Origin of the sequence: Methylomonas rivi (assembly GCF_024505165.1) — a bacterium.
Taxonomy (GTDB): Bacteria; Pseudomonadota; Gammaproteobacteria; order Methylococcales; family Methylomonadaceae; genus Methylomonas; species Methylomonas rivi.
This window is the reverse complement of sequence record NZ_JANIBK010000008.1, coordinates 26,260-45,996: the sequence shown is the minus strand read 5'-3', so window position 1 is coordinate 45,996 and position 19,737 is coordinate 26,260. Positions and strand designations below refer to the sequence as shown.

The 19,737-nt window shown below is 47.5% G+C and carries 17 protein-coding genes; 1 reads left to right on the top strand and 16 read right to left on the bottom strand.

Annotated elements, in window-relative coordinates:
* Positions 1–4: 4 nt before the first annotated feature.
* Positions 5–427 carry a hypothetical protein gene (locus NP596_RS02995; RefSeq protein WP_256613732.1) on the bottom strand — a complete coding sequence of 141 codons (423 nt, stop codon included), beginning with the start codon at positions 425–427 and terminating at the stop codon, positions 5–7.
* 659 nt (positions 428–1,086) lie between these two features.
* Between NP596_RS02995 and NP596_RS02990 the strand changes: the two genes are divergently transcribed.
* Positions 1,087–1,509 (top strand): hypothetical protein, encoded by a 423-nt coding sequence (locus NP596_RS02990; RefSeq protein ID WP_256613731.1) that lies wholly within the window; start codon positions 1,087–1,089, stop codon positions 1,507–1,509.
* Between the two features lie 87 nt (positions 1,510–1,596).
* Here NP596_RS02990 and gmhB read toward each other — a convergent pair whose 3' ends face one another.
* The 15 genes from gmhB to NP596_RS02915 all read right to left on the bottom strand — a co-directional run bounded on the left by gmhB (position 1,597) and on the right by NP596_RS02915 (position 19,734).
* Entirely contained in the window at positions 1,597–2,226 is a 630-nt protein-coding gene (gene gmhB, locus NP596_RS02985) for a D-glycero-beta-D-manno-heptose 1,7-bisphosphate 7-phosphatase (protein ID WP_256613730.1), read from the bottom strand.
* Positions 2,219–3,430, bottom strand: a complete 1,212-nt coding sequence (gene lhgD, locus NP596_RS02980) for an L-2-hydroxyglutarate dehydrogenase (protein ID WP_256613729.1) — start codon at positions 3,428–3,430, stop codon at positions 2,219–2,221. Before lhgD ends, gmhB begins: the two co-directional genes overlap by 8 nt.
* 248 nt (positions 3,431–3,678) lie before the next feature.
* Positions 3,679–4,500 (bottom strand): hypothetical protein, encoded by an 822-nt coding sequence (locus NP596_RS02975; RefSeq protein ID WP_256613728.1) that lies wholly within the window; start codon positions 4,498–4,500, stop codon positions 3,679–3,681.
* 83 nt (positions 4,501–4,583) lie between these two features.
* The gene (locus NP596_RS02970) at positions 4,584–5,999 is read right to left on the bottom strand and encodes an acyltransferase family protein (RefSeq protein WP_256613727.1); all 1,416 of its coding nucleotides are present in this window, start codon (positions 5,997–5,999) and stop codon (positions 4,584–4,586) included.
* 31 nt (positions 6,000–6,030) lie between these two features.
* Positions 6,031–6,888 carry an SDR family NAD(P)-dependent oxidoreductase gene (locus NP596_RS02965; RefSeq protein WP_256613726.1) on the bottom strand — a complete coding sequence of 286 codons (858 nt, stop codon included), beginning with the start codon at positions 6,886–6,888 and terminating at the stop codon, positions 6,031–6,033.
* A gap of 26 nt (positions 6,889–6,914) precedes the next feature.
* Positions 6,915–10,421: a B12-binding domain-containing radical SAM protein gene (locus NP596_RS02960; protein ID WP_256613725.1), complete on the bottom strand. Its 3,507-nt coding sequence runs from the start codon at positions 10,419–10,421 to the stop codon at positions 6,915–6,917.
* A 64-nt stretch (positions 10,422–10,485) separates the two neighbouring features.
* Positions 10,486–10,929: a TIR domain-containing protein gene (locus tag NP596_RS02955; protein WP_256613724.1), complete on the bottom strand. Its 444-nt coding sequence runs from the start codon at positions 10,927–10,929 to the stop codon at positions 10,486–10,488.
* Positions 10,930–10,934: 5 nt separating this feature from the next.
* Positions 10,935–12,227: a glycosyltransferase family 2 protein gene (locus NP596_RS02950; RefSeq protein ID WP_256613723.1), complete on the bottom strand. Its 1,293-nt coding sequence runs from the start codon at positions 12,225–12,227 to the stop codon at positions 10,935–10,937.
* 49 nt (positions 12,228–12,276) lie between these two features.
* Positions 12,277–13,815, bottom strand: a complete 1,539-nt coding sequence (locus NP596_RS02945) for a sulfotransferase family protein (RefSeq protein ID WP_256613722.1) — start codon at positions 13,813–13,815, stop codon at positions 12,277–12,279.
* Complete coding sequence (locus NP596_RS02940) at positions 13,812–15,365, bottom strand: sulfotransferase family protein (RefSeq protein WP_256613721.1); 1,554 nt, start codon at positions 15,363–15,365, stop codon at positions 13,812–13,814. Before NP596_RS02940 ends, NP596_RS02945 begins: the two co-directional genes overlap by 4 nt.
* Positions 15,358–16,740: an ABC transporter ATP-binding protein gene (locus NP596_RS02935; RefSeq protein ID WP_256613720.1), complete on the bottom strand. Its 1,383-nt coding sequence runs from the start codon at positions 16,738–16,740 to the stop codon at positions 15,358–15,360. Before NP596_RS02935 ends, NP596_RS02940 begins: the two co-directional genes overlap by 8 nt.
* A complete protein-coding gene (locus NP596_RS02930) occupies positions 16,737–17,540 on the bottom strand; it encodes an ABC transporter permease (RefSeq protein ID WP_256613719.1) in 804 nt (267 codons plus the stop codon). The genes NP596_RS02935 and NP596_RS02930 overlap by 4 nt, the downstream gene beginning before the upstream one ends.
* A 4-nt stretch (positions 17,541–17,544) precedes the next feature.
* On the bottom strand, positions 17,545–17,742 hold the full coding sequence (locus NP596_RS02925) for a hypothetical protein (protein WP_256613718.1): 198 nt from the start codon (positions 17,740–17,742) through the stop codon (positions 17,545–17,547).
* A gap of 169 nt (positions 17,743–17,911) precedes the next feature.
* Entirely contained in the window at positions 17,912–19,141 is a 1,230-nt protein-coding gene (locus NP596_RS02920; RefSeq protein ID WP_256613717.1) for a glycosyltransferase family 2 protein, read from the bottom strand.
* Positions 19,138–19,734 carry an NUDIX hydrolase gene (locus tag NP596_RS02915; protein WP_256613716.1) on the bottom strand — a complete coding sequence of 199 codons (597 nt, stop codon included), beginning with the start codon at positions 19,732–19,734 and terminating at the stop codon, positions 19,138–19,140. Before NP596_RS02915 ends, NP596_RS02920 begins: the two co-directional genes overlap by 4 nt.
* Positions 19,735–19,737 lie beyond the last annotated feature (3 nt).

Genomic DNA, 19,737 nt, shown 5'->3' with positions numbered 1-19,737 from the left:
CTCTTTAAAATTGATTTTTCATGTTTTCCCTTTTAATTTCTGCATGGGTACGAATTTGCCAATATGTTGGCCATTTTCGATCAAATTTTAGCTTAAGCAAATCCTTTTTAAGGAGACGCATAAATAAGCCGATCGGAAAAATAGTCAATAAGAATACAATTCCCATTAGAATGGGATTAATTAAATAAGATAAAATTAAACCAAGATGATACCAAAGATTGTTAAGTGGACGTAGTGGTGCCACCCAAAAATACGCAAGGATAATAAAAACTGCAGAAAAGAATAACCATGTCATCCACCAATAATCATGCAAGTCATGGACTTTATATAGCCTCAAAAAACCTATAATGAAAAATACAGCGGCAAAAGTTATTCCAAACCCCCGTTCACTTGGTTTTTCTACATTCTGTTCTTGGCGAGTTTTCAAGTAAGTAGCCTGATCGTTTATAAATGGATTTTTTCATAGATTTTGGCGAATATTGGTTATTGGTCGATACGGTGCTTAACCATCGGCAAAAAGTGGCCAACGACACTGACTAACAACGCTATCCCATTGATCGATGCACCTCCCCGAATGGCGCGAATAGATTGTTAATCAATGCTTCAACTCCGCCCTATTTCAGGGAATATCAGCCTCCGCCGCGACAATCGAAGCGATGATCGTCAAACTTTTCCCTGTTTATTATTTAGTTAACCAAATGGGCAACACATAAAAAGCACGCCAGAAACAAGAAAGTTGAATACGACTTTTAAGTCATAGGCGAACTCAAGAGTGACCAATTCAAAACCGGGTGAATTTTGTTCGTTAGCCTGTGGTATTGAAAGCATATAACCTATCCTATAGGGTAAGTTTTTAGCTATTCAGGCTAGGATAAATCAATGCGTCTAGCAATATGAATTTTAATAGAATAAGATCGCTCTTATATTTCTCAACACTCCAGTATGGGCTCGACTTCCTTGTACGCCTATTCTAGGAAGTTCAGAAGAAAAAATTTCCGTTATCCTCAAGCCGTGCCTGGCACCGCGGGTTAATAATATTATTTACGAAAATTGATTCTTGAATTTATCTATTTCCAATGAGTATAGATGAGACTTTTTGAATGCTTTGTACATCCCAATCCCATCCGTATATTTTGCCGGGAACAATATATTAATAAGACTGGTGAAAAACTTATTGGCAATTCTCGATGCGAAATCGTCATCTTCCGAAATTGCATCGCCTTTGTACCTGGACGTTACAACTATATCATAACCATCGTTTATCTTTCAATTAGCCTTGGAATATCCTCTGGAATGGAGTTGCCATCCGGCAAAAACGGAATAATGACGTCACCTTTAGCCAATTCAAACCTTTCTCAAAAGGCGGCTTTGACTCCCTTTGATTTTTGGTTAATCACGTTATATCCGCCCTCTTTCATGCCAAGCTATCGACGCAATCGCATTCCTGGAGGCAGCTATTTTTCCGAGTGGGTGAACCGAATAGTTGACGGTTTTATCCCAAGTCGCTGATGGTGACGTGCTCAACAAAATGCAGTCGCCTGATTTCGGGTATGACATCCATTTTTATCACTCCAGGTTTCTCCGGCAAAAAGCGGATCATTGAACAACCTGAGGTGAAAACTTTTCAACGTTCTTTTTCCCGGGATCCTGGAAGCTTTGCACGCCGTTTTGCAATCCAAGCCTTACTTTTTCTATGTATTGGCAAGCATCCAGAATAGCGGCGCTTCGGTGAACGGATATGTCTACTAGTGCTGATTGAGCCCTACCATAGCCGGTCATTACCAACACGGGTGTAACACCAGCCGCTACGCCGGCGGCAACATCTATTGCTTTATCACCGATCATGAAGGATTTTGCTAAATCAATATGCAAATCCCGTCGAGCGGCAAGCAACATGCCATGCGCGGGTTTTCTGCAACCACAGCCTTGGACACTTCCATATTCAGAGTGGTGCGGACAATAATAATAAGCATCGATCCATGCGCCTTCCGCCGCCAGCATTTTGTCGACTTGTCTATGCAGTTCCAAAATATCTTCTTCGTCATAATAGCCTCGAGCCACGCCTGCCTGATTCGTAACCACAACGGCAAGATAGCCCATCATATTAATTAATTTTATCGCTTCCACCGCTCCGGGAATCCATTCCCAATCATCAATCCGGAATAAATACTCCTTTTCGATGTTCAGGGTTCCGTCACGATCCAGAAAGATAGCGGGTCTAACCATTTTTATCTGCCTGATCGACAATCCACTCACTGAACGCCATGGAACTGGTAAATGCCGGAGAAATCGCATTCAAAACATGCAACATGTCGGGTGTTTTTTCGACGATATAGTCCATCTCCAGCGATCTGGATTTGATGTTTACAAGCTGCGGACGAATCCCAATTTTATCGCATGAAACCAAATCATCAGCGGAGAGCTCGTTCATAAGCTTCCGGGCCGATGCAACAAACAATGGCTTAAGGTATTTTTGTATTTCGGTATGCACCAGCAGCCTGAAGTTTTGCTTGTTTTCGAGGTACATACTCAGCAGCTCGGCGCCAATCTTCAGGCTTTCACCCAATTCCAAGCCCTCCAGAATGCCGTAATTTTCACGTCCAAATGCCGGAATTGCCGTCGGCCCGATGTAAACATCGCCATTAATAACACGCGTCAGATGTACACCCAGGAACGGTAAATTAATATCCGGCACAGGGTAGATGTTACTTCGTACCCAATGTTTACGTTCCGGGCGTAGTTTGTAATAAATGCCCTTGAAGGGTACCAACGAATAATCTTGCCCCATGCCGAATTTCTTTGCGATTAGATCGGCGCTCGCGCCGGCACAGTTATACAGAAAACCATAGGAGTAACCGCCTTGCGGAGTTTTTATCCATTTTTGGCTTGGTTGAACGTCCAGCAAAGCGGCATTGAACTCGAATTTTACGCCGCTGTCTTCCAGCAATTCGCGTAGCTTGCTCACAACGGCCTTACTGTCGATCACTGCCGTCTCCGGACAGTAAAGCCCCGCTCGATAGGGACTGGCATACGGTTCGATTTCCCGTATACCTGCTTCGTCCAATAACTCTACTCGGACCCCATTATCGCGCGCATTGCCCAATAAACGATCAAGTGTGGGGAGGTCATACTCCGAGGTAGCAATGATGACTTTGCCGGAATGGTTGCAGGCAATACCGTGTTCGGCCGCGAATTCCCGCATTCTGGCGGCTCCGGCCGCGCAGACCTTGGCTTTAAGAGTGGTACTTCCATAGTAAACACCCGAATGCATGACGCCGCTGTTGCGTCCGCTGGCATGCTTGCCCACCTCTGCTTCTTTTTCCAAAATGACGATGCGGGCAATCGGATAACGCTTTTTCAATTCTCGAGCAACCGTAAGACCGACAATGCCGGCTCCGACGATTAAATAATCGCAGGTTTTAGAGGTCATCTTTCAACCTACGGATATAAAAGTTCCAATATTCGAGCTTGCTCACAAGCAACTGCCGCCCCACACAACCGTAATTTTATGACAGACATCCAAAACACCGCACACTAACGCCGTACCGGGATAGTCTGCTTCACCGATGGCGAAAATATGACTGCTTATCCTATTATTTCGTTGATTCATTGCATGAAATTAACGAGTAAGCCATTGAGTTGTCTCGAGTGAGAAAGGATATCGTCATCATAAACCGGCTAACGCATCAACAGCCCGAAAAAACCGCGCGCGACGAGGTATCGACCGATAAACCAATACCACAGGTAAGCACGCCACTGTAATGGAAGCTGCTTGTCCAGCAGAAACTGCTGTGTAAAGTAGCCAATTGCTGCCGATAGCCCATTCGGAATATCACGGTCACCCTTCCAGGGCTCAAATGAAGGCATAGGTTCTCCTTGAAGTGCGCTCAAAAGACGCGCGGCCGCCCGGCGGCGTTGACCCGCCATTGCCACAAAGGTCGAGTCATCCGCAAACCGGCCGCGCCGCGTGTAGGTATCGTCGCAATCCGCTTTACCCACACGATAGTGCAAATGCTCGAAAATCAGGTCCTCCATATATCGGATACGGTCAAACCCCGCATATTGCAAACGTTTGAAAATATCAAAGAGATGAACATCGATAAATGCCCCGCCATAAGCTATCGGATAGGGCTCGACTAATAATTCGCAAGTTCGCCGCGATAGGATCGGAAAGGTACATAACCCCTTTTTTTTAAAAAGGTCGTTACCGTAAGCCAAATAAATTTTATCCTCCGAAGCCGCATCAAACCGCGCTATTTCGTCATCCCAGCCCTTGGTTTGTACGACCATATCGTCGTTAGCCAAAATGATGATATCTCCCCGAGCCTTGTCCAAGCATGCCGAATTGTAGCCACCCATACTCTTGGCGGGACCGATGATGGTTGTAACGCTGAAGTCCGTGCTGGTCAGGCTATGGCTGGCGGGATCATCTTCGTCCGCGTAAAGAATTACTTCTATATTTTCGAAGCGCGATACCGTCTGGCTAATGCTGTTAAACAACCGTTCAACCAGAGCTGGACGACCTCTGGTAGGTAGCAACAATGAAATAGATAGGGATGTCATCAAGTTGTAAGCTGGTAAATTTAATGCTGAATACGCGTAATTATCTCGTTCTGACTACTGCCAGTCAGAACGCCATGAAGTTCGGAAACATTGTCGTGGTTCCAATCTACACCTTGTCCGTGAGGAATTGCATAATACAAATTGTTAAAACTCACAATATTAAATTTACCGACAACCTCCACTAAAATAGGTGGCATACTTTTGGCTTTCCCATACAAACTGGGACGCTCTTGAGTCAATAACGGATGTGGTGCTAAGAATTGGGTTCTAGTATTCGAAACAAATCCAATAACCAAAATCATGGTAACCATCAAATAAGTCTGCCTAAGTAGTGAAAAAAGGCTCGCAGTTTCAATGTGGTATCTGTACCGGTCAACCGGATAATCGACGCAAATGTATATCAAAGCTGAAACGCCAACTGAACATAAGATGACTAGTGCTTCGAAAACCAAACTACCAGGTTTTAATCCAAATCGACTAAACAATATTCCTATTACAAAACCATGGACCAAATAAAGGGGATAAGAAAATTCACCCAAAAGTCGGTCAAAATAACTGTCCTTACTCGCTAAAAAAATGAAAGGGAGACATATTGCGACGCCAATAAAAAATATCCAGTGATTAACCGAATCACAGTCGGAACCTTCATAAAGGATACCGCCATGTATTAATCTGTATATAACCAATATAGTCGCTGTGCCCCAGACCATAACTCCTACCGTTTTCCCCCAATTGAAACAGGAGATTTTTTTGTACCCAAAATAACCCAATGCACCAAGGCAAAAAAACGATATGGTGCTTGGGAAAAACCAATAGCCCCAAACGATAGGAGGAAATGAATTACTTTGTGCTTGTAATAGCGCTCTTATGCTTAGTGAGATCGCTAAAATTGCTAAAATTCTGCTTCTTTTGAGGACAAAAAAAGGGGCTAGGGCATAAAAGACTAGCTCTTCCGCTAATGACCAAGCTTGTCCGATTATCATGAACTGATTCTGAAAGAAACCCAATCCCAGGAAAGCAAAAAACGAATCAGATATAATGTTATGTTTCTCATAGGCGTTGGTCATTAATATCGCTTGGAACATATCCTGCCCAAAAATAAAAAGATTTGGCAAAATAAGCCCAAGCTGCCTCCAGAAGCCTAAATCATAGTTTTCGGAAAACACTGAAGGTGATTTTATAATGGCAAACCATATCAAGGCGAAAGAGAGGACAGCATAATATGCGGGGAATATTCGATACACGCGACTCAAATAAAATCGCCAATGCCAAAATTCCATTTTTGAATATCTCTCATTAATAACAAGAGCCATGTAAAACCCGGATATTATGAAAAACACGAGTACGGCTACCCCAGCGTTTAGCCAAGCAAAAGAGCGTTGAGGCAAGTGATGAATCACTACTGATAAAGCAAGAAATAACCGCAATAAACCCACTGGGCAGATACTCCAGAACAAATAGAATTGCTTATGGCACTAGAAGGTCATTCACATAAGAGGGAGAGTAGGCAAACTCTAAATGCCTACCATCCCGATGAAAAAAGCACCCGTTAGGCCCACCAGATGGATGAGACAGCAATGTTAACGTCATACTAACCACTGAGTAAGGGCTAATGGTTGAAGCTTGATTCATTTCGGTTTTTGCTTCTCCGGGAATTAACACATTGATCTGAATGTCTTTGTCGGGAAAATGCCCCGCCCACTCGGCAGCCAAGGAAGCCCCAAGCGTATTTAGCGCGGATTTACTGATGTTATACGGTCCAAAGCCGGAGGTATATGCCCAACCAGCTTCCGATGACATAAACACGATGCGTAAGGAATCGCTATTAATTAATAACGGCATGGCAAGCTTGGTAAGCAGCCATTGGCCGGTCACGTTGACAGACATTAGCTCGTTCCAAGATGCGAGGCTAAGTTCGGTCAACGGTCGATTTCCACTGCAGGGTTGGGGCTGGGCGGCGTTATTGACAAGACCATGCAGTTTCGAAACATGCCGCGAAATCAATTCTATTGCTTGAATCAGATCCGACTCGGAAGTAATATCCGCAACAATCGGAATACACTGATCGGTCTTGATCCCGAGGCATACTCCTTCATCCAATGTCTCCTGTAATTTTTCGCTCCGCCTCCCGGTCAAAAATACCGTCGCCCCGCTTGCCGCAAGAGCCAGAGCAATGGCACGTCCGTAACCCGTGCCGGCTCCGGTAATCCAGAATGCGCAACCAGCCAATCTAGCCCACCGTGCTGGCGTCAAACCGAAAAAATGATCCTGCCAACACCGAGGATCAGCTTGCTGCAAAATACCTTGCGTGGAGAAAAACGGCAATTTACATCGCTTGCGTCTCCACCACATTAAGCCACGTGCCTTTTTTCTTCGCTTCGTGAAACGATTTCCGATTCCACAGCGTCGCGAGATACATCTCGAATTACGCCGGGCATTTCCATCACATCCACCAAGGTCAGGTCGATATTGCCTAATTGGTGCGGCATGCCATATACCCAACCTTCGTAATAAACAATATTGTAGCCCTCCTCTTCCATACTACCGAGCAGCACGGGATTGCTTGAAACAGCAGAGCCGGTCGCAACGATAGTCGCATTAACAACCTTGTCATTGCTAACCACATTTGTTTTTCTATCGATCATTGCCACCAAATCGGCAACATGCTCGCCAATCAACATACCTGGGATTGCAGAGATCGCTCCCGCCTCCCAATCGACTGACGCCCCATGCGGTACTCCGTAATACTGCCCGTCGAACTTAACGATATTGTAGGAACCTATGGTCCACATAAGTTCGGGTTGAGCATTTTTGGTTACTACGGAAATAATGGAAAAATCCTCGCCTTCCACCGCAATACCTTCAATGCCCATTGCTGAGCGATCCTCGCTAGTAAGCGTCCGACGAAGGTTTCTTAACGGCTGTTTAATATAAGTATCGCCGAGTGCGCGCAACAGCATGCCAGCCAGTTGCCTATCGCTTTTAGTCACCAAGGGGCCGGATGCGATTCCGGCACTATAGGATTGCTGGCGAATCAAACCACGTATTCTATCGACAAGTACGGGAGGAAACTTACTCACTACACGCCTCGTAAAAGTACTACCGGGAATCTGGTTGGTATTGGCAGCACCAGGCCCGCGCTGTTTAGGCCCGATTGTGTGAACAGAACTCCGATTCTTCTTGAAAGCATTTTCCAAGGAGGTCTGATTGACGGCGACATAAGTCCTACCAATTGCAAAAACTCTTGGTTTACTGGGAAGCTCGACCAATCCGGATGTTTCACCCAGACTATCCGCGCGCATGTAAGCCCCCCCCTCCCGCTGTTTTTTCTGGTCATCATATTGTCCGCGCGAATTTGCCCAGCGCTCGCTTTCTTCTATAAGTTTCACCACTTCGGCTTCACTGGCAAGGCGAATAATGCCAGGGTGATTGGCTGCCGCGGGGTCCGTGAGATCAACACCCGCTAATCCATAAGGGATCCCGTAATACCAACCATTGTAAAATATCACCTTATGGGTGTCTGTTTCCCGCAGTAATTGCGGCGATTCGCCAACGATGCCATGTAACGGCGGAGCCGCGGCGGGCTCAGCCGCCGATTGCCTCTTGGACTGAGCCGTTTTTATTGAAACAACCTTTTCGGTATGCAATTTCTCTTCGAGCGGCCTGCGGTGGCTGGCCAAATCGACAGCTTGCTCTTCTTCGGATAAAGGTTGTTTCGAAGAAATTACTGCTTTTTCACCGCCAGCAATTTCAAATTCGCCGAAACTACCGCTATCCCCAACCGCACCGCCGGTACGGGCCTTATCCCTCGATAGTTTGACATCCTCAATGATGCGATTTGCCCAAGCCCCTACATTGAACCCCGCATCGTACAGCGCAATTACGATCCGCTCGAAGCGCTCCTTTCGCACCTGGGCATCGATATAGGGATCAGTGCTATACCACTGATCAGCAGGCAAAGCCCGCGGATACTTTGCGTAGATCTGCTCCTTTGGCTCCTTAAACACAATGTTATGCGCCTCGGGATCTATCCAATACACACTGCCGTTGACTAATATCAACGGATTGATGTTAGCCAGCCTGCCTATGTATTTGCTGTTCCTTAAAATCAACTCGATACCTTCCTCAACGTCAGCATCGGTTTCGCCTGGAACACCAATAACCCAATTAATTTCTGTAAAAATTCCGACTTCCCAACAATCCTTAAGATTTTGAGAAATCATATCGACCGTGTATCCCTTCTTTTGCAGTCGTAAAGTATTTTCCGAAAAGGCATCGATACCGAACCGTAGCGCAACGAAATTCGCGGCGCGCAGCTTCTCGAAGAATGATCGGGTTTGATTTTTATTCACCCGCAACTGGCCGGTGAGTTTGACTTTATGGTGCAATCCGCGGCGTATGATTTCGTCGCATATTTCCTCAACCCGCTCAGGCATACCGCCAAGATCGCTCTCATTAAACATGAACAGGTAGCAACCTTGATTGACCAACCACTCCAATTCATCGACAAAATTTTCCGGCGTACGAATCCGCCAGTAAAATCGTTCGGCACAGAAGCTACAGCGCGACCAGCGACAACCACGGCTGGCAATAATTGGCGTCAGTTGGTAATCATTGAAATTACGATAAATCTTTAAATCGCACCATTCGTATTTAGGGAATTCGATCTTGTCCAGGTCATGGATCATCGGCGCAGGCAAGTATCTGAAATCCGGAGTATCGAAACGCGACAGAATACCCGGTTGATTGAAAGGCTTTTCTCCCCGCGCTAACGCTTCAAGCAGCGGCCCAACAGTCAAATCAGCCTCACCGATACACATATAATCGCATTCGGGAAACGCTCTGCGTCCGATATCGGAGTTATAGCAACTGAACCCGCCCACCACGATGACTATCTCGGGCAGCTTTGCTTTGACGCCGACCGCAATCTCGCGAGCCGCCGCCTCGTTACAACCTTGAATCGACAATCCAAGTACTTTTGGACGGGCTTGAACCAGTGCATCTATCGTTTCATCGATCACAGGTCTGAAAAATTCCAGTACCTCATTCCGCCCCGTTACTCCGGACGCTCCGCCGCCGGCGGCTGTCCACAGATCGTAATGCTCGGCTTGCCACGGATCTTCCGGCAATACCAGATCGCCGGGTAGCACGATTTGGCCGCCCATGTCGTACAAGCGATGTACATGGAAGCGGTGATAGGAAATAATATCCAGATCCAGTATCTGAAATACCACGCTGGTCTTTTTCAAAGCATTATTTAGATACCCGAGACCATTCGGCATCAGCGAGAGATTTCGCGATGGGGCGTCAACAATTGCAAAGTCAAGCTTTTCCCTGAAGCTGATAACCGGAATTTCGATCGGATAGATATTACGCTGCAGAGGCGTCCAGCCTCGAGCCGGAATAACCTCGGGATCGATTTTAGCCAAAATTGTCGGCTCGACGATATTCAAGGATTTAGGAAGCTGCTGTTTAATCTGCATCCTAGGTAATTCCAAGGTCTCACCGATAAAAACTGTTTCTGTGGTTTCCGGCAACAATCCGATATCCAGCGAAACGGAAGCAAGGCCATGCCCAACATATCCATCCACTGCAGACGGATAAACAATTGAACCGATAAAATGATCCGCCATATCGGGTATATTTTGAAGAAAATACTCCACAAACCGCCGCGATCCGACAAGAACCAGCCCAGGCAGAACTTTAAGATGATTGGCCAATGCGTTCAAACATGCCAAATCGTCTTTACCATTATCGAAGGCAAAACATTGATGCGGACTGAATGCCACTCTGACGCCTTCGACCTGTGTGGTAGAAGAACCCTTTTTTAGGGTCATGACAACGGTTGTATCGTTCATTTCATGTTCCTCAAATGGCTACCCAATAACATTTAGACAAAGAAGCCATAAAACTTCGGACAAACTACAAATATTTGGGTAGTTCTCTAACCCGATCTATTGTAGCCAATAACTGTAACGCATCCCAGCCACAACACTCGTCGCAAAGGATTGCCACTTCGTCGGGCACGGAATCTTCGCCCAACCCGGGGATACCGATCAGTGGTTTATTATGTTTACGAGCCATTTCGACTTCCATATCGAACCAGCGGCGAGCGCTATTGATTTTGTAAACGCCGCTCAGTAGCACAACGCTGTGGACAGGAATAATCTGGCTTTCCAGAAAATCCCGGATGAAACGTCCTCCAACTTCACTATTCGGATTCATCGCCGGATCGTGCCAAGGTAAGCTAAAGTTACGCCACGCTACGTTAGCCGTTCCATCCAGAAGTTCGGAGAACCTCTTCCAATCATCATGAAAACGCCACGCATGCGTCAAGAAAATATCATAGTTTTTTAATTTTTCCATTTTTATTAATTATTTAATTCTGCACTTAATCTATGGTTTCTAACCATTTTCAACAACTGAAAATAGTTATTCGATACCAATAATTCAGGGCACGCCCGCCCTTCGACGGTTGTTAAATCCAAATCCCCCAAGCCATGGCAAGCAGCATAAAAATTGTCTTGGAATTTAACAATATTGTGCTGCCGGTACGCACATAACAATATTGGGTTTTCCGCAAGAACCGAATAATCGATCTGATATGCTGTCACATATTCGCGATAGATACTCCGGAGTTTAGAATAAATCCTCTCTCCGAGAACCTTACGAATATTGCTTAGAGTGGGTTTCCATAGCCGATCATCAAGATACTGTCCTATAATTTCCTTCACAAGCGAAAACCATAAAACAGCAACATACCACGCCGAAAACCCTCGCGGCCCGGTCAAATTCGAATAGCGAGTCTCCAACTCCGATCCGATCTGCCTGTCACGCATACGCATCGCCCAGATTTGTGCATTCTCTTGCAGCGGCTGAAAACGGCCGCTCGAAAAAGCCTCGACGGCGGTCAATGCATGCCCGTGCAAATGAGGATGAGCTTTTTCCATCAATTGTTTAAGAGATGCCTTTTGACCGTTGGTGCCAATCGGATCCGGATGCGCGAAGTGCCATAAGGCCACGGAGCTGTCGTGCCAAATTTCGGCCCAGCCTGCATTGACGAGGCGCCAAGCCAAATCATAGGGGCCGCACAGGTAACCGATGTAGCTTGAATGTTCGTCAAAACCGCCGAAACGAATCGCATCCTCTCGCCGCACCGTCACGCACGCCCCTTCGTTGACGATCAGCGGCCACCATTGCCAGCGCTCGCTATTCTTGAGTTCTTCGGCATCCGTGAGATCGTCCGGATAAAGTAGCGATGTACGCCATTCATAGTGCATCAAAACGATAGGCCGCGCCTTAACGCCAGAGTCGATTTCGAAAGAGCGGAACACCGAACTGACAAAATCGATCGGAAATACCGCATCGCTATCGCAGATGCAAATCAAGTCTCCCCGCGCTTGCAGTAACCCGATGTTGTAGCCGAGGTGCTTGTGATAGGTGCCGCGCTGATTGCAGGTAATGACAACATCCGCTTTCTCCATCACCTCGTCCATTACCCGGTCATAGAGTTCTACCCAGATCAGTTCGTAGGTTTCTCTGGGAACATCCTGCTTATTTAACCAATCCAAGGCGGTAAAGCGTTCGCGGCAGCCCCAATCCAATAAGATAATGGATAACCGTGATGCAGTTCGTTCGGATTGTTTGTGGATTATTTCGTTCATTTTGGAATAATTCAGGCTATTACTTTAGGGTTTTAACCAACACATCAAATTACGGGGTACTCTGAAACTCTTTACTGGAATGTTGCTGCCCTACCACAGCTAATTTTAGAATCTCAGCTTTAACGTCCGCGATGCTTTCCCCTCCGACGCACTGCTTCTTTTTACTCAAAGCCGCAATATCATCTTTACTCAAACCATCCACATCCAAAGCACCGACAGATTGATCAAATCCATACCAACATCCTTTGCATCGAACGATGTTGAAACCCAGAAAACCTTCTAATATCAAGCCATTATCGGTATTGTAAGCGCCTTCCTGTTGAACAACTGCATGGACGAACTGTTCTGCTTCTTTAATGGTTGTAAACCCATCGTTTTCGTTAAAAAACGCGATTGCCTCCGATAGGGATTCGATCGATTTACCCTGGCGAATCGGGAAATAGCGTCCGGCAATCTCGACAATGTTAAACCCGAGAATTCCTTCTCTCGCCAAACGCGGGACATACAGCAAATCTTCCGGTATACCTTTGACCACCAACGGACGGTGCAATAAGTCTTTAATTCGCTTCGAAATAAACGAGCCTCTTGCATACCCTAATATTTGCATGAAATCCTGAGGCAAACGGTCAAACAACGCAAATTGCTCGTCTCCGAAACATTCCAGATGCCGGCCAATGCGGCCTTTTGAAAACGTGGCGCTGCCTTGATCATACAACTGTTTTGCATATTCTTGCGGACTACCGGCAATATGCAATTTCAGCTGCAGCGCCCAAATCGATTCTGCTTGTTGAAGATCGCACCCGCCTCCACGGCTACCTACTAATTCTTCATAACTAACAGGAATGACATTATTGAACATCATCCATCCGATATACCGCCGGACTCTGTCACGGATTGAACCCATCACCGTATCGTCTTGAATCAACTGACTCAAACGTTCCTTTTCATCGGAAAAATAATTCAAATAACCGGAAAATGCATGCTCCTCTTTCTTGAACCAATCCAGCTCGGAAACGATTATATCCAAGGGATTACGATACACAAAAATGGCTGGAGAGCGAAACAGCAACTGTCGACCTTGCGGATCGAACGCATCATTGGCCAAAAGCTCCCGACACGGCGCATGGTACTCGTATCCAACGGGTGTGGACCAGGTGCCTGGGCGTGGCCTCCGATCGGAGGACCGCTCCAGTCCCATCAATCCGAATAAGCGGATCAGCATATGGGTGCCTGCTTTCGGTATCGACAGCAGGAATACGGTTCGTTTGCTGACGTGATGTTCCGTTACTGGCGCAATCACAGCGACTGATAACCCAATGCATGCGTGAAGCGTTCTCGACACCTCGTCGCCAGCACCACCGCCAATAACAATCAGATCAATATTAACGACATCCGATGCATGAAAAATCGCCGACGGATTCTCAACCGACGAAAACCCGAGTTTATCGAGCAGATCGCTTATTTCTTCTCTGCGAGCGGGTTTTCCGGTAACCAATACTCTTCTGGCACCACGCGCATAAGCATCCGCAAGCGGTTTCTCGATTGAAGATGCTACCGTTGGCTCAAAAAAATCCAAATACCGAGTCACTGTTTAGATACCATTTCAATTGCTTGAAGAGCTTCGTCATGCGAGCGCCCAGCGAGGATTCCCGCAGGTAATGAGGATATGTCCAACTGGCTCAAATCCATTGGGCCAAGTGATTGAGGCACTGCATAGTGAATACCGCCAAACGACACGATGTTGTAGCCGGACTTACTTCCGACCAGACGAGGAGGCGCCGTCAACGAAGACGGTTGCATTAGCGCCGAAAACATGATTTCCGCCCGATCACCGAGCCATTCGGAAAAAATATCCTTGTAGCGGATACGCAGCTCCCGCAGCAAAGACTCATCCCCTTCCGCTGCGGCAATCGCCGCAAAACGGAGCGCCGTCAAATACCGATAGACAGTCTCGGAGACTGTCGCCATGCGGGACATAAACCCAGTCGCCAGCGCCTCGTCTCGCAACGTAGACTTCTCAATCTCAATTGCCCCTTGACGCGGATAGTGTTTGAACTGAAAACGGGGTGACGGCGTAAAGTTTGTCTTATTGAATGCAAAGGTAATCAAATCGTCATCGAGATTTTCTATATAGGGCTCCCCTCGCCGAATGTGCTCCTCAATAAGTATCTGGTCCGAGGTACAGTTACTTTCGTCAAAGAAGGCAATCGGATCGTAGTCAAATCGCTCCAGATACGCGCCGAACCCGGCATCCTCAAAAAGCTTGAGGTGAGTGTTCGTAATATTGAACTGCCAGTCGTTCAGCAAACCACGGCGGAAGCTATGCCTGTGATAGCGAGTGAGATTACGGTGATCCAATTCGCTCCAAACACGAGCGGCATACTCAGCGCTAACGGGCTCGCCTGCAGCTTGTGCGATGCGCCGAATCTCCGCGACAGGCTCTTGAATCAAATCTTCCCAGCGCATCAGATAATCGTATTGGCCGATGGCGGGAATAAACTCATCCAGATAATTCTTCAAAAAAACGATCAATCCGGAAATAAATTCCGGATTAGTCAACTTGTTGAGCGCAAGCTCTCGGCGAATCTGATGCTCGTCGAGCTTCAACTCACGCTGGATATATTCGCTGGCGAGCGCATTGATCGAAAAAACAGAGGAATGGATGATATCGATCGGATTGCGGATCGATGCAAACTTCCTGAATCCCGCATAGTCCGGCATCGCAGGCCAGCGTGCCGGGTGACTGTGAGAATGAATGATTTCGTCGAACGCCATCACCCAACGCGGCAAATACAGCAGAAACGTAAAGTCTCCCGCCCCCTTGATACCGAGATACTTGCGAATGCAGATCGTTTCTGTGTCGCCAGCCGAAACCCACTTCGGACCACCGACCAGGATCGAGAATTCCTTGTTGTAGAAAAGCCTGTCCTCGCCAACCTGAGAACAAAACCAATCGCGTATTGCGGCATCGAGATATTCGCCGGCGATAGCGATGTAGGGATCGGCAATTGCTTGGGCGCTTGGTTTTGCGTTACCACGATCTCTATACAGGATGGACAATACTGAAAGCAGAAGGGTGAAGCCACTGCGTGGAGGGCCAACAACCAAGAGGCTAGAGTTGCTCGTATAATTATTCATGCTGAATTGAATCAGAAATAGGCTTACATTTGAAGGGTATGTTGAAAAAACCAGAAGCGCTTTCTTGATGCGCTACAGTAAGATGAATAATCGCCCTCCGATTGTCCAAGAACGTCCATGTCTTGCCAACACGTTCACCGACGCCAAGATTGAGAAAAAAATCTCCTCCACATAGTGTGGGTTGGAGTTTAATCTCATATGCCCTTATCTCGCCTGAAACGGTCTGAGGAAGTATAACTTTCGTCATTGCAGTATTTGAGCCTGAGAGGACTATTCCTTCCGGACTAACGACAGCCCAGCCGATTTCGGGCTGCGCAATATACTTGTTGAATTTAACTTTGATGTAAATAGCTAAACTTTCATTCCCGGATAACACATCGAAATTGGCATGTCCGTCGGCAGTCACGAAGAAATCCACAATTTCGGCATCGCCATTTCCGAAGCGTCGTTCGTTCGGGTTATAAAGGCCAGAGCGCTGATACCAGGGCTCGGCACCATTCTGGAGAAAATTTACCAACTCCGAACCCGGCAAGTTACCAGTTAGAAAGGAGGAAGCGCTGGCAATTTTGTTATGACTCTCACTATTCTTGCCATTATTTTTAAGCGTCGCGCCAGAACCATAAAGCAGGTCGTGATAGATGGCAATCACTGCGTCGGCAGGCCCATACTTCACTACATTTCCGCTTTCGAGGAGAATCGCCGACTCACAATTCCGCTGGACTACCTCGGTGCTATGGCTAACGAAAAGGATGCAAACTCCTTGTTCACGCAGACTTCTAATTTTGCTGTAGCATTTCTCCTGAAACTTGGCGTCGCCGACTCCCAGTATTTCATCGACTATCAATATGTCGGGGTTAACATTAATTGCATTGGCAAAAGCAACCCGCGCATACATGCCCGATGAATAGACTTTCATCGGCTGATCGAAAAACACCCCGACATCGGCAAACTCCTCAATTGCGGCTACTCGGTCGGGAATAGCATCTTCGGCAACGCCTTGAATAGTACTAGCCAGTATCACATTCTCGCGTCCGGTTAGATCGGGATTGAAACCGGCGCCCAGTTCAAGCAATGCGGCAACTCGCCCGTTGACGCTGATTGTTCCACTAGTCGGAGTTAGCACCCCTGCAATCAGTTGCAGCAACGTCGATTTTCCGGCGCCGTTTCTACCGAGAATACCGACGCTTTCACCCTTGCGGATATCGAAGCTTATGCCGCTGAGAGCGGAAAACTCCCGATGATAGCGCTTGCGAAACGGGTGCAAGGCCTCCTTCAAACGATCTTGGTGGGACGGATAAAGCTTATAGGCTTTGTATACGTCTGCAACCGAAATGGCTAAATCACTTTCGCGGCACGCAACACTTTCGGGATTCACAAAACATCTCCAAAGTGTGGTTTGAGGCGGCGAAACACGTTGGCGCCGATCCAGGCAAAAACCAGTGCCACGGCCCATACGTAAAAGCCTTGTTCCCAATTGATCCAAAACGGCTTGTGGTACAACAGGGCGCCCCGGTATCCCTCAACCACGTAGCCTACGGGATTCGCGGCCATTAACCATTGATACTCAGCGGGCACGACACCGTCCGCAACCCAAACCACCGGCGTTACCCAAAACCAAACGTTAAGTACAACCCCAACACCTTGCCCCAAATCGCGGCTAAACACATTCAGTGCCGATAGCAGCCATTGCAGACCAAGCAGCGTGGCGCACAAGGTCAAGAAATAGTAGGGAATTTGCAGCCAATACCAAGAAACGGCAACACCGTTAAACAACAATACGACCGCCGCGAGCAATAACAACACCACATGATTGAGAGCTCCGCCGCTAAGATAGACAAACGGTAATAACTCTGACGGAAATACCATTTTTTTCACTAAAAAACTATGTGCGACTACACCTTGAGTGCCGCGCAGCAGGCTTTCCGAAAAAAACAGCCAGGGCACGTAGCCGGTAACGAAATATAAAATAAATGGAATCCCGTCCGGTCCCTTAGCCTTGAGCGCCACCGAAAACACAAACCAAAAGACCAATAAGGTTAATGCCGGATTGGCCAGCTCCCAGGCGCTACGAAACAAGGTTCCGGAATAACGGGATAGCACATCGCGGCGAGCCAGCGCCCGAATCGTGCGCCTGCCCTGATAAAGACCGATTAAAAAACGGATTACTGCGTTCATTTCGCTACAATACGATCAAACGGCGCTGCCTGCGTAGCTCCACCAGTAAACCATAGTGCTTACAAAAAACCCTAGCGCTGGCGACCAGCAGCAATTCGCCGCCAAAGTCTCGTTGCAAGCGTAACTCGAGATCGCCGGCCCGGCGAATCACCCAGACTTCATAACGCGGCAGAATATTACACAGCCAAAGCAACCAAAGCATTACCGCCTCTCTCCGGCTATCGAGAATCACGATGACGGATTGTTTCTCGGGGAACTTAAGTTTAAGACAGACAAGATTGACCAATAATGATTGAAAGCCCTCGACGAGGCCTTGGGTTTCGTCTCGAAATTGATGCCATCGAAAGGCTATACGGTGCGTTAAAAGCATGCTAAGCAACTCCTTGCGAAAACCGTAGCAAACGCCTTTGCAAATAAAGGAAAGCCAGTCCGAATGCCCTAGACAGGTAAGTCAACGTGCCTATGACCGGAAGCAACCGTCTCAAATCGCCAGATATCTCGTTATCCAAACGCTCCAGCAACATCGATTCGGTAGCGGCACGCAGTTCCAAGGCTTCCCGTGCTTTTGAAAAAAACGGATGATCGAGTACTTTGGGATAACCGACAAACCCTTCGGGAGTCCGGTCGATCACGAATCCATGCCGACTTTTCCGGAATGTATTTCCCGCAATCCACTGTTGACCGTGGCGGAGTTTGTCTTTTCGCCAAGCCTTGAAATGTGCCGGAGAAATTTCAAACCGGGTAGAGTCTGGCGCGTCACTAGACAAACGAAGTTGCCTAATTGCCGCATTTTCCAGCAAGGGATGAACGCGCTCCCTAATCAATGCATCCAGCGCTGTCGTGGACACATGGCGGCCGTCATGCGGGCCGAGATAATTGTCTTCACCGGCTTGCCCCGGATGCCAAGTATGGTACATGAACTCGGCCTGATGCCAAATTTCCCGATGCCCCGAGTTGACCAGCCGAAAGGTCATATCGTAAGGACCGCAAATATGTCCCAGGTAATCGATGTGCTCGTCCGCACCGCCAATTTCAATCAAATCGGCTCGCCGAGCGCACATACAGGCACCGTAGTTGCGGTTATGGATAGTATCCTTGTCATCCACAACTCCCCGGGTTTTTCCTCCGACATTGTTAATGCACCCTTTACCGGTAACCTCTGCAAAATCAGGATAGTTAAATGGGTAGAAATCTTTCCGCGTATTGCGAAATTGATCGATATGCAGAACGATGCCAGGGTTGTTTTCAAATTCCGTGATGATAGCTCGAATGAAGCCTTCTTTCACCATCGCATCCGAATCGCAAATCACGCAAATCTCGCCCTTCGCGGTCACTATCCCAGCGTTGTACATCAAATGCTTGTGGTAATAACAATCGTCCGGCATTTCCAGCAGTAGCCAGGAATCGACTTGAGCTTCGACGGGACGAATAGCATCCGATATTCGGGAGTAGTATTCGATGATAATGACTTCGAACAAGTCTCGATCGATGTCTTGCCTGCTCAGATAATTCAGTAAATGAAAGCTTTCCCGCACACTCCAATCGAGCAAGATCAGACTTACCTTAGGCTGCGCACGATCACTGCGCTTAATAAACTTCATGGCCTTTCATGCTGTTGAAACCAATATTTAAATAAAAGCACCAGGGTACTGGCATCCTCGATTTCGCCTTCGGCAATCAGCATTTCAATCTCGCCTCGGGAATAAAACACCATCTCGCCGTGGCCGAGTTCCCCTGCCACGGTTCTCGCCGCCGATTGCTCCACGTCCACCGCGAACAGTCTTGTCCGCGCCTTGATCACACCGGCTTCCGGAGCGGTAAATCCCAAATCGAGCAACGCGTCCGGCAATACCGAGAAACCGGCCTCTTCTTGCAACTCACGTACTGCCGCGGCCTGTATATTTTCGTCCGGCTCGACATGTCCTTTAATCGCTTCCCACGACCAACGGCCGACCGGATGCCGGAATATTCGAATCAGACCTATTCTCTCGTTGGCGACGGGTATGACCGCCACGCCGGCGATGCTGTCATCCACAAGATACTTGGGCAGAACGCTCAGATAGCGCTCAACTTGATGCCCGCTGTTATCGGCGATGTGATCGGCGAATACCGAGAACACCGTATTTTCGAAAACGACACTGCGCGACAGCAAGGTAATTTGGGGGGGTATTGACGATCTAAAATCCTTTACCATGAT

Bases quoted from the DNA above. Each gene is read 5' to 3' on its own strand.
- NP596_RS02940 (WP_256613721.1), bottom strand. From the start codon at position 15,365: ATGAATAATTATACGAGCAACTCTAGCCTCTTGGTTGTTGGCCCTCCA.
- NP596_RS02930 (WP_256613719.1), bottom strand. From the start codon at position 17,540: ATGAACGCAGTAATCCGTTTTTTAATCGGTCTTTATCAGGGCAGGCGC.
- NP596_RS02955 (WP_256613724.1), bottom strand. From the start codon at position 10,929: ATGGAAAAATTAAAAAACTATGATATTTTCTTGACGCATGCGTGGCGT.
- NP596_RS02920 (WP_256613717.1), bottom strand. From the start codon at position 19,141: ATGAAGTTTATTAAGCGCAGTGATCGTGCGCAGCCTAAGGTAAGTCTG.
- lhgD (WP_256613729.1), bottom strand. From the start codon at position 3,430: ATGACCTCTAAAACCTGCGATTATTTAATCGTCGGAGCCGGCATTGTC.
- NP596_RS02990 (WP_256613731.1), top strand. From the start codon at position 1,087: ATGAGACTTTTTGAATGCTTTGTACATCCCAATCCCATCCGTATATTT.
- NP596_RS02960 (WP_256613725.1), bottom strand. From the start codon at position 10,421: ATGAACGATACAACCGTTGTCATGACCCTAAAAAAGGGTTCTTCTACC.
- NP596_RS02950 (WP_256613723.1), bottom strand. From the start codon at position 12,227: ATGAACGAAATAATCCACAAACAATCCGAACGAACTGCATCACGGTTA.
- NP596_RS02915 (WP_256613716.1), bottom strand. From the start codon at position 19,734: ATGGTAAAGGATTTTAGATCGTCAATACCCCCCCAAATTACCTTGCTG.
- NP596_RS02925 (WP_256613718.1), bottom strand. From the start codon at position 17,742: ATGCTTTGGTTGCTTTGGCTGTGTAATATTCTGCCGCGTTATGAAGTC.
- gmhB (WP_256613730.1), bottom strand. From the start codon at position 2,226: ATGGTTAGACCCGCTATCTTTCTGGATCGTGACGGAACCCTGAACATC.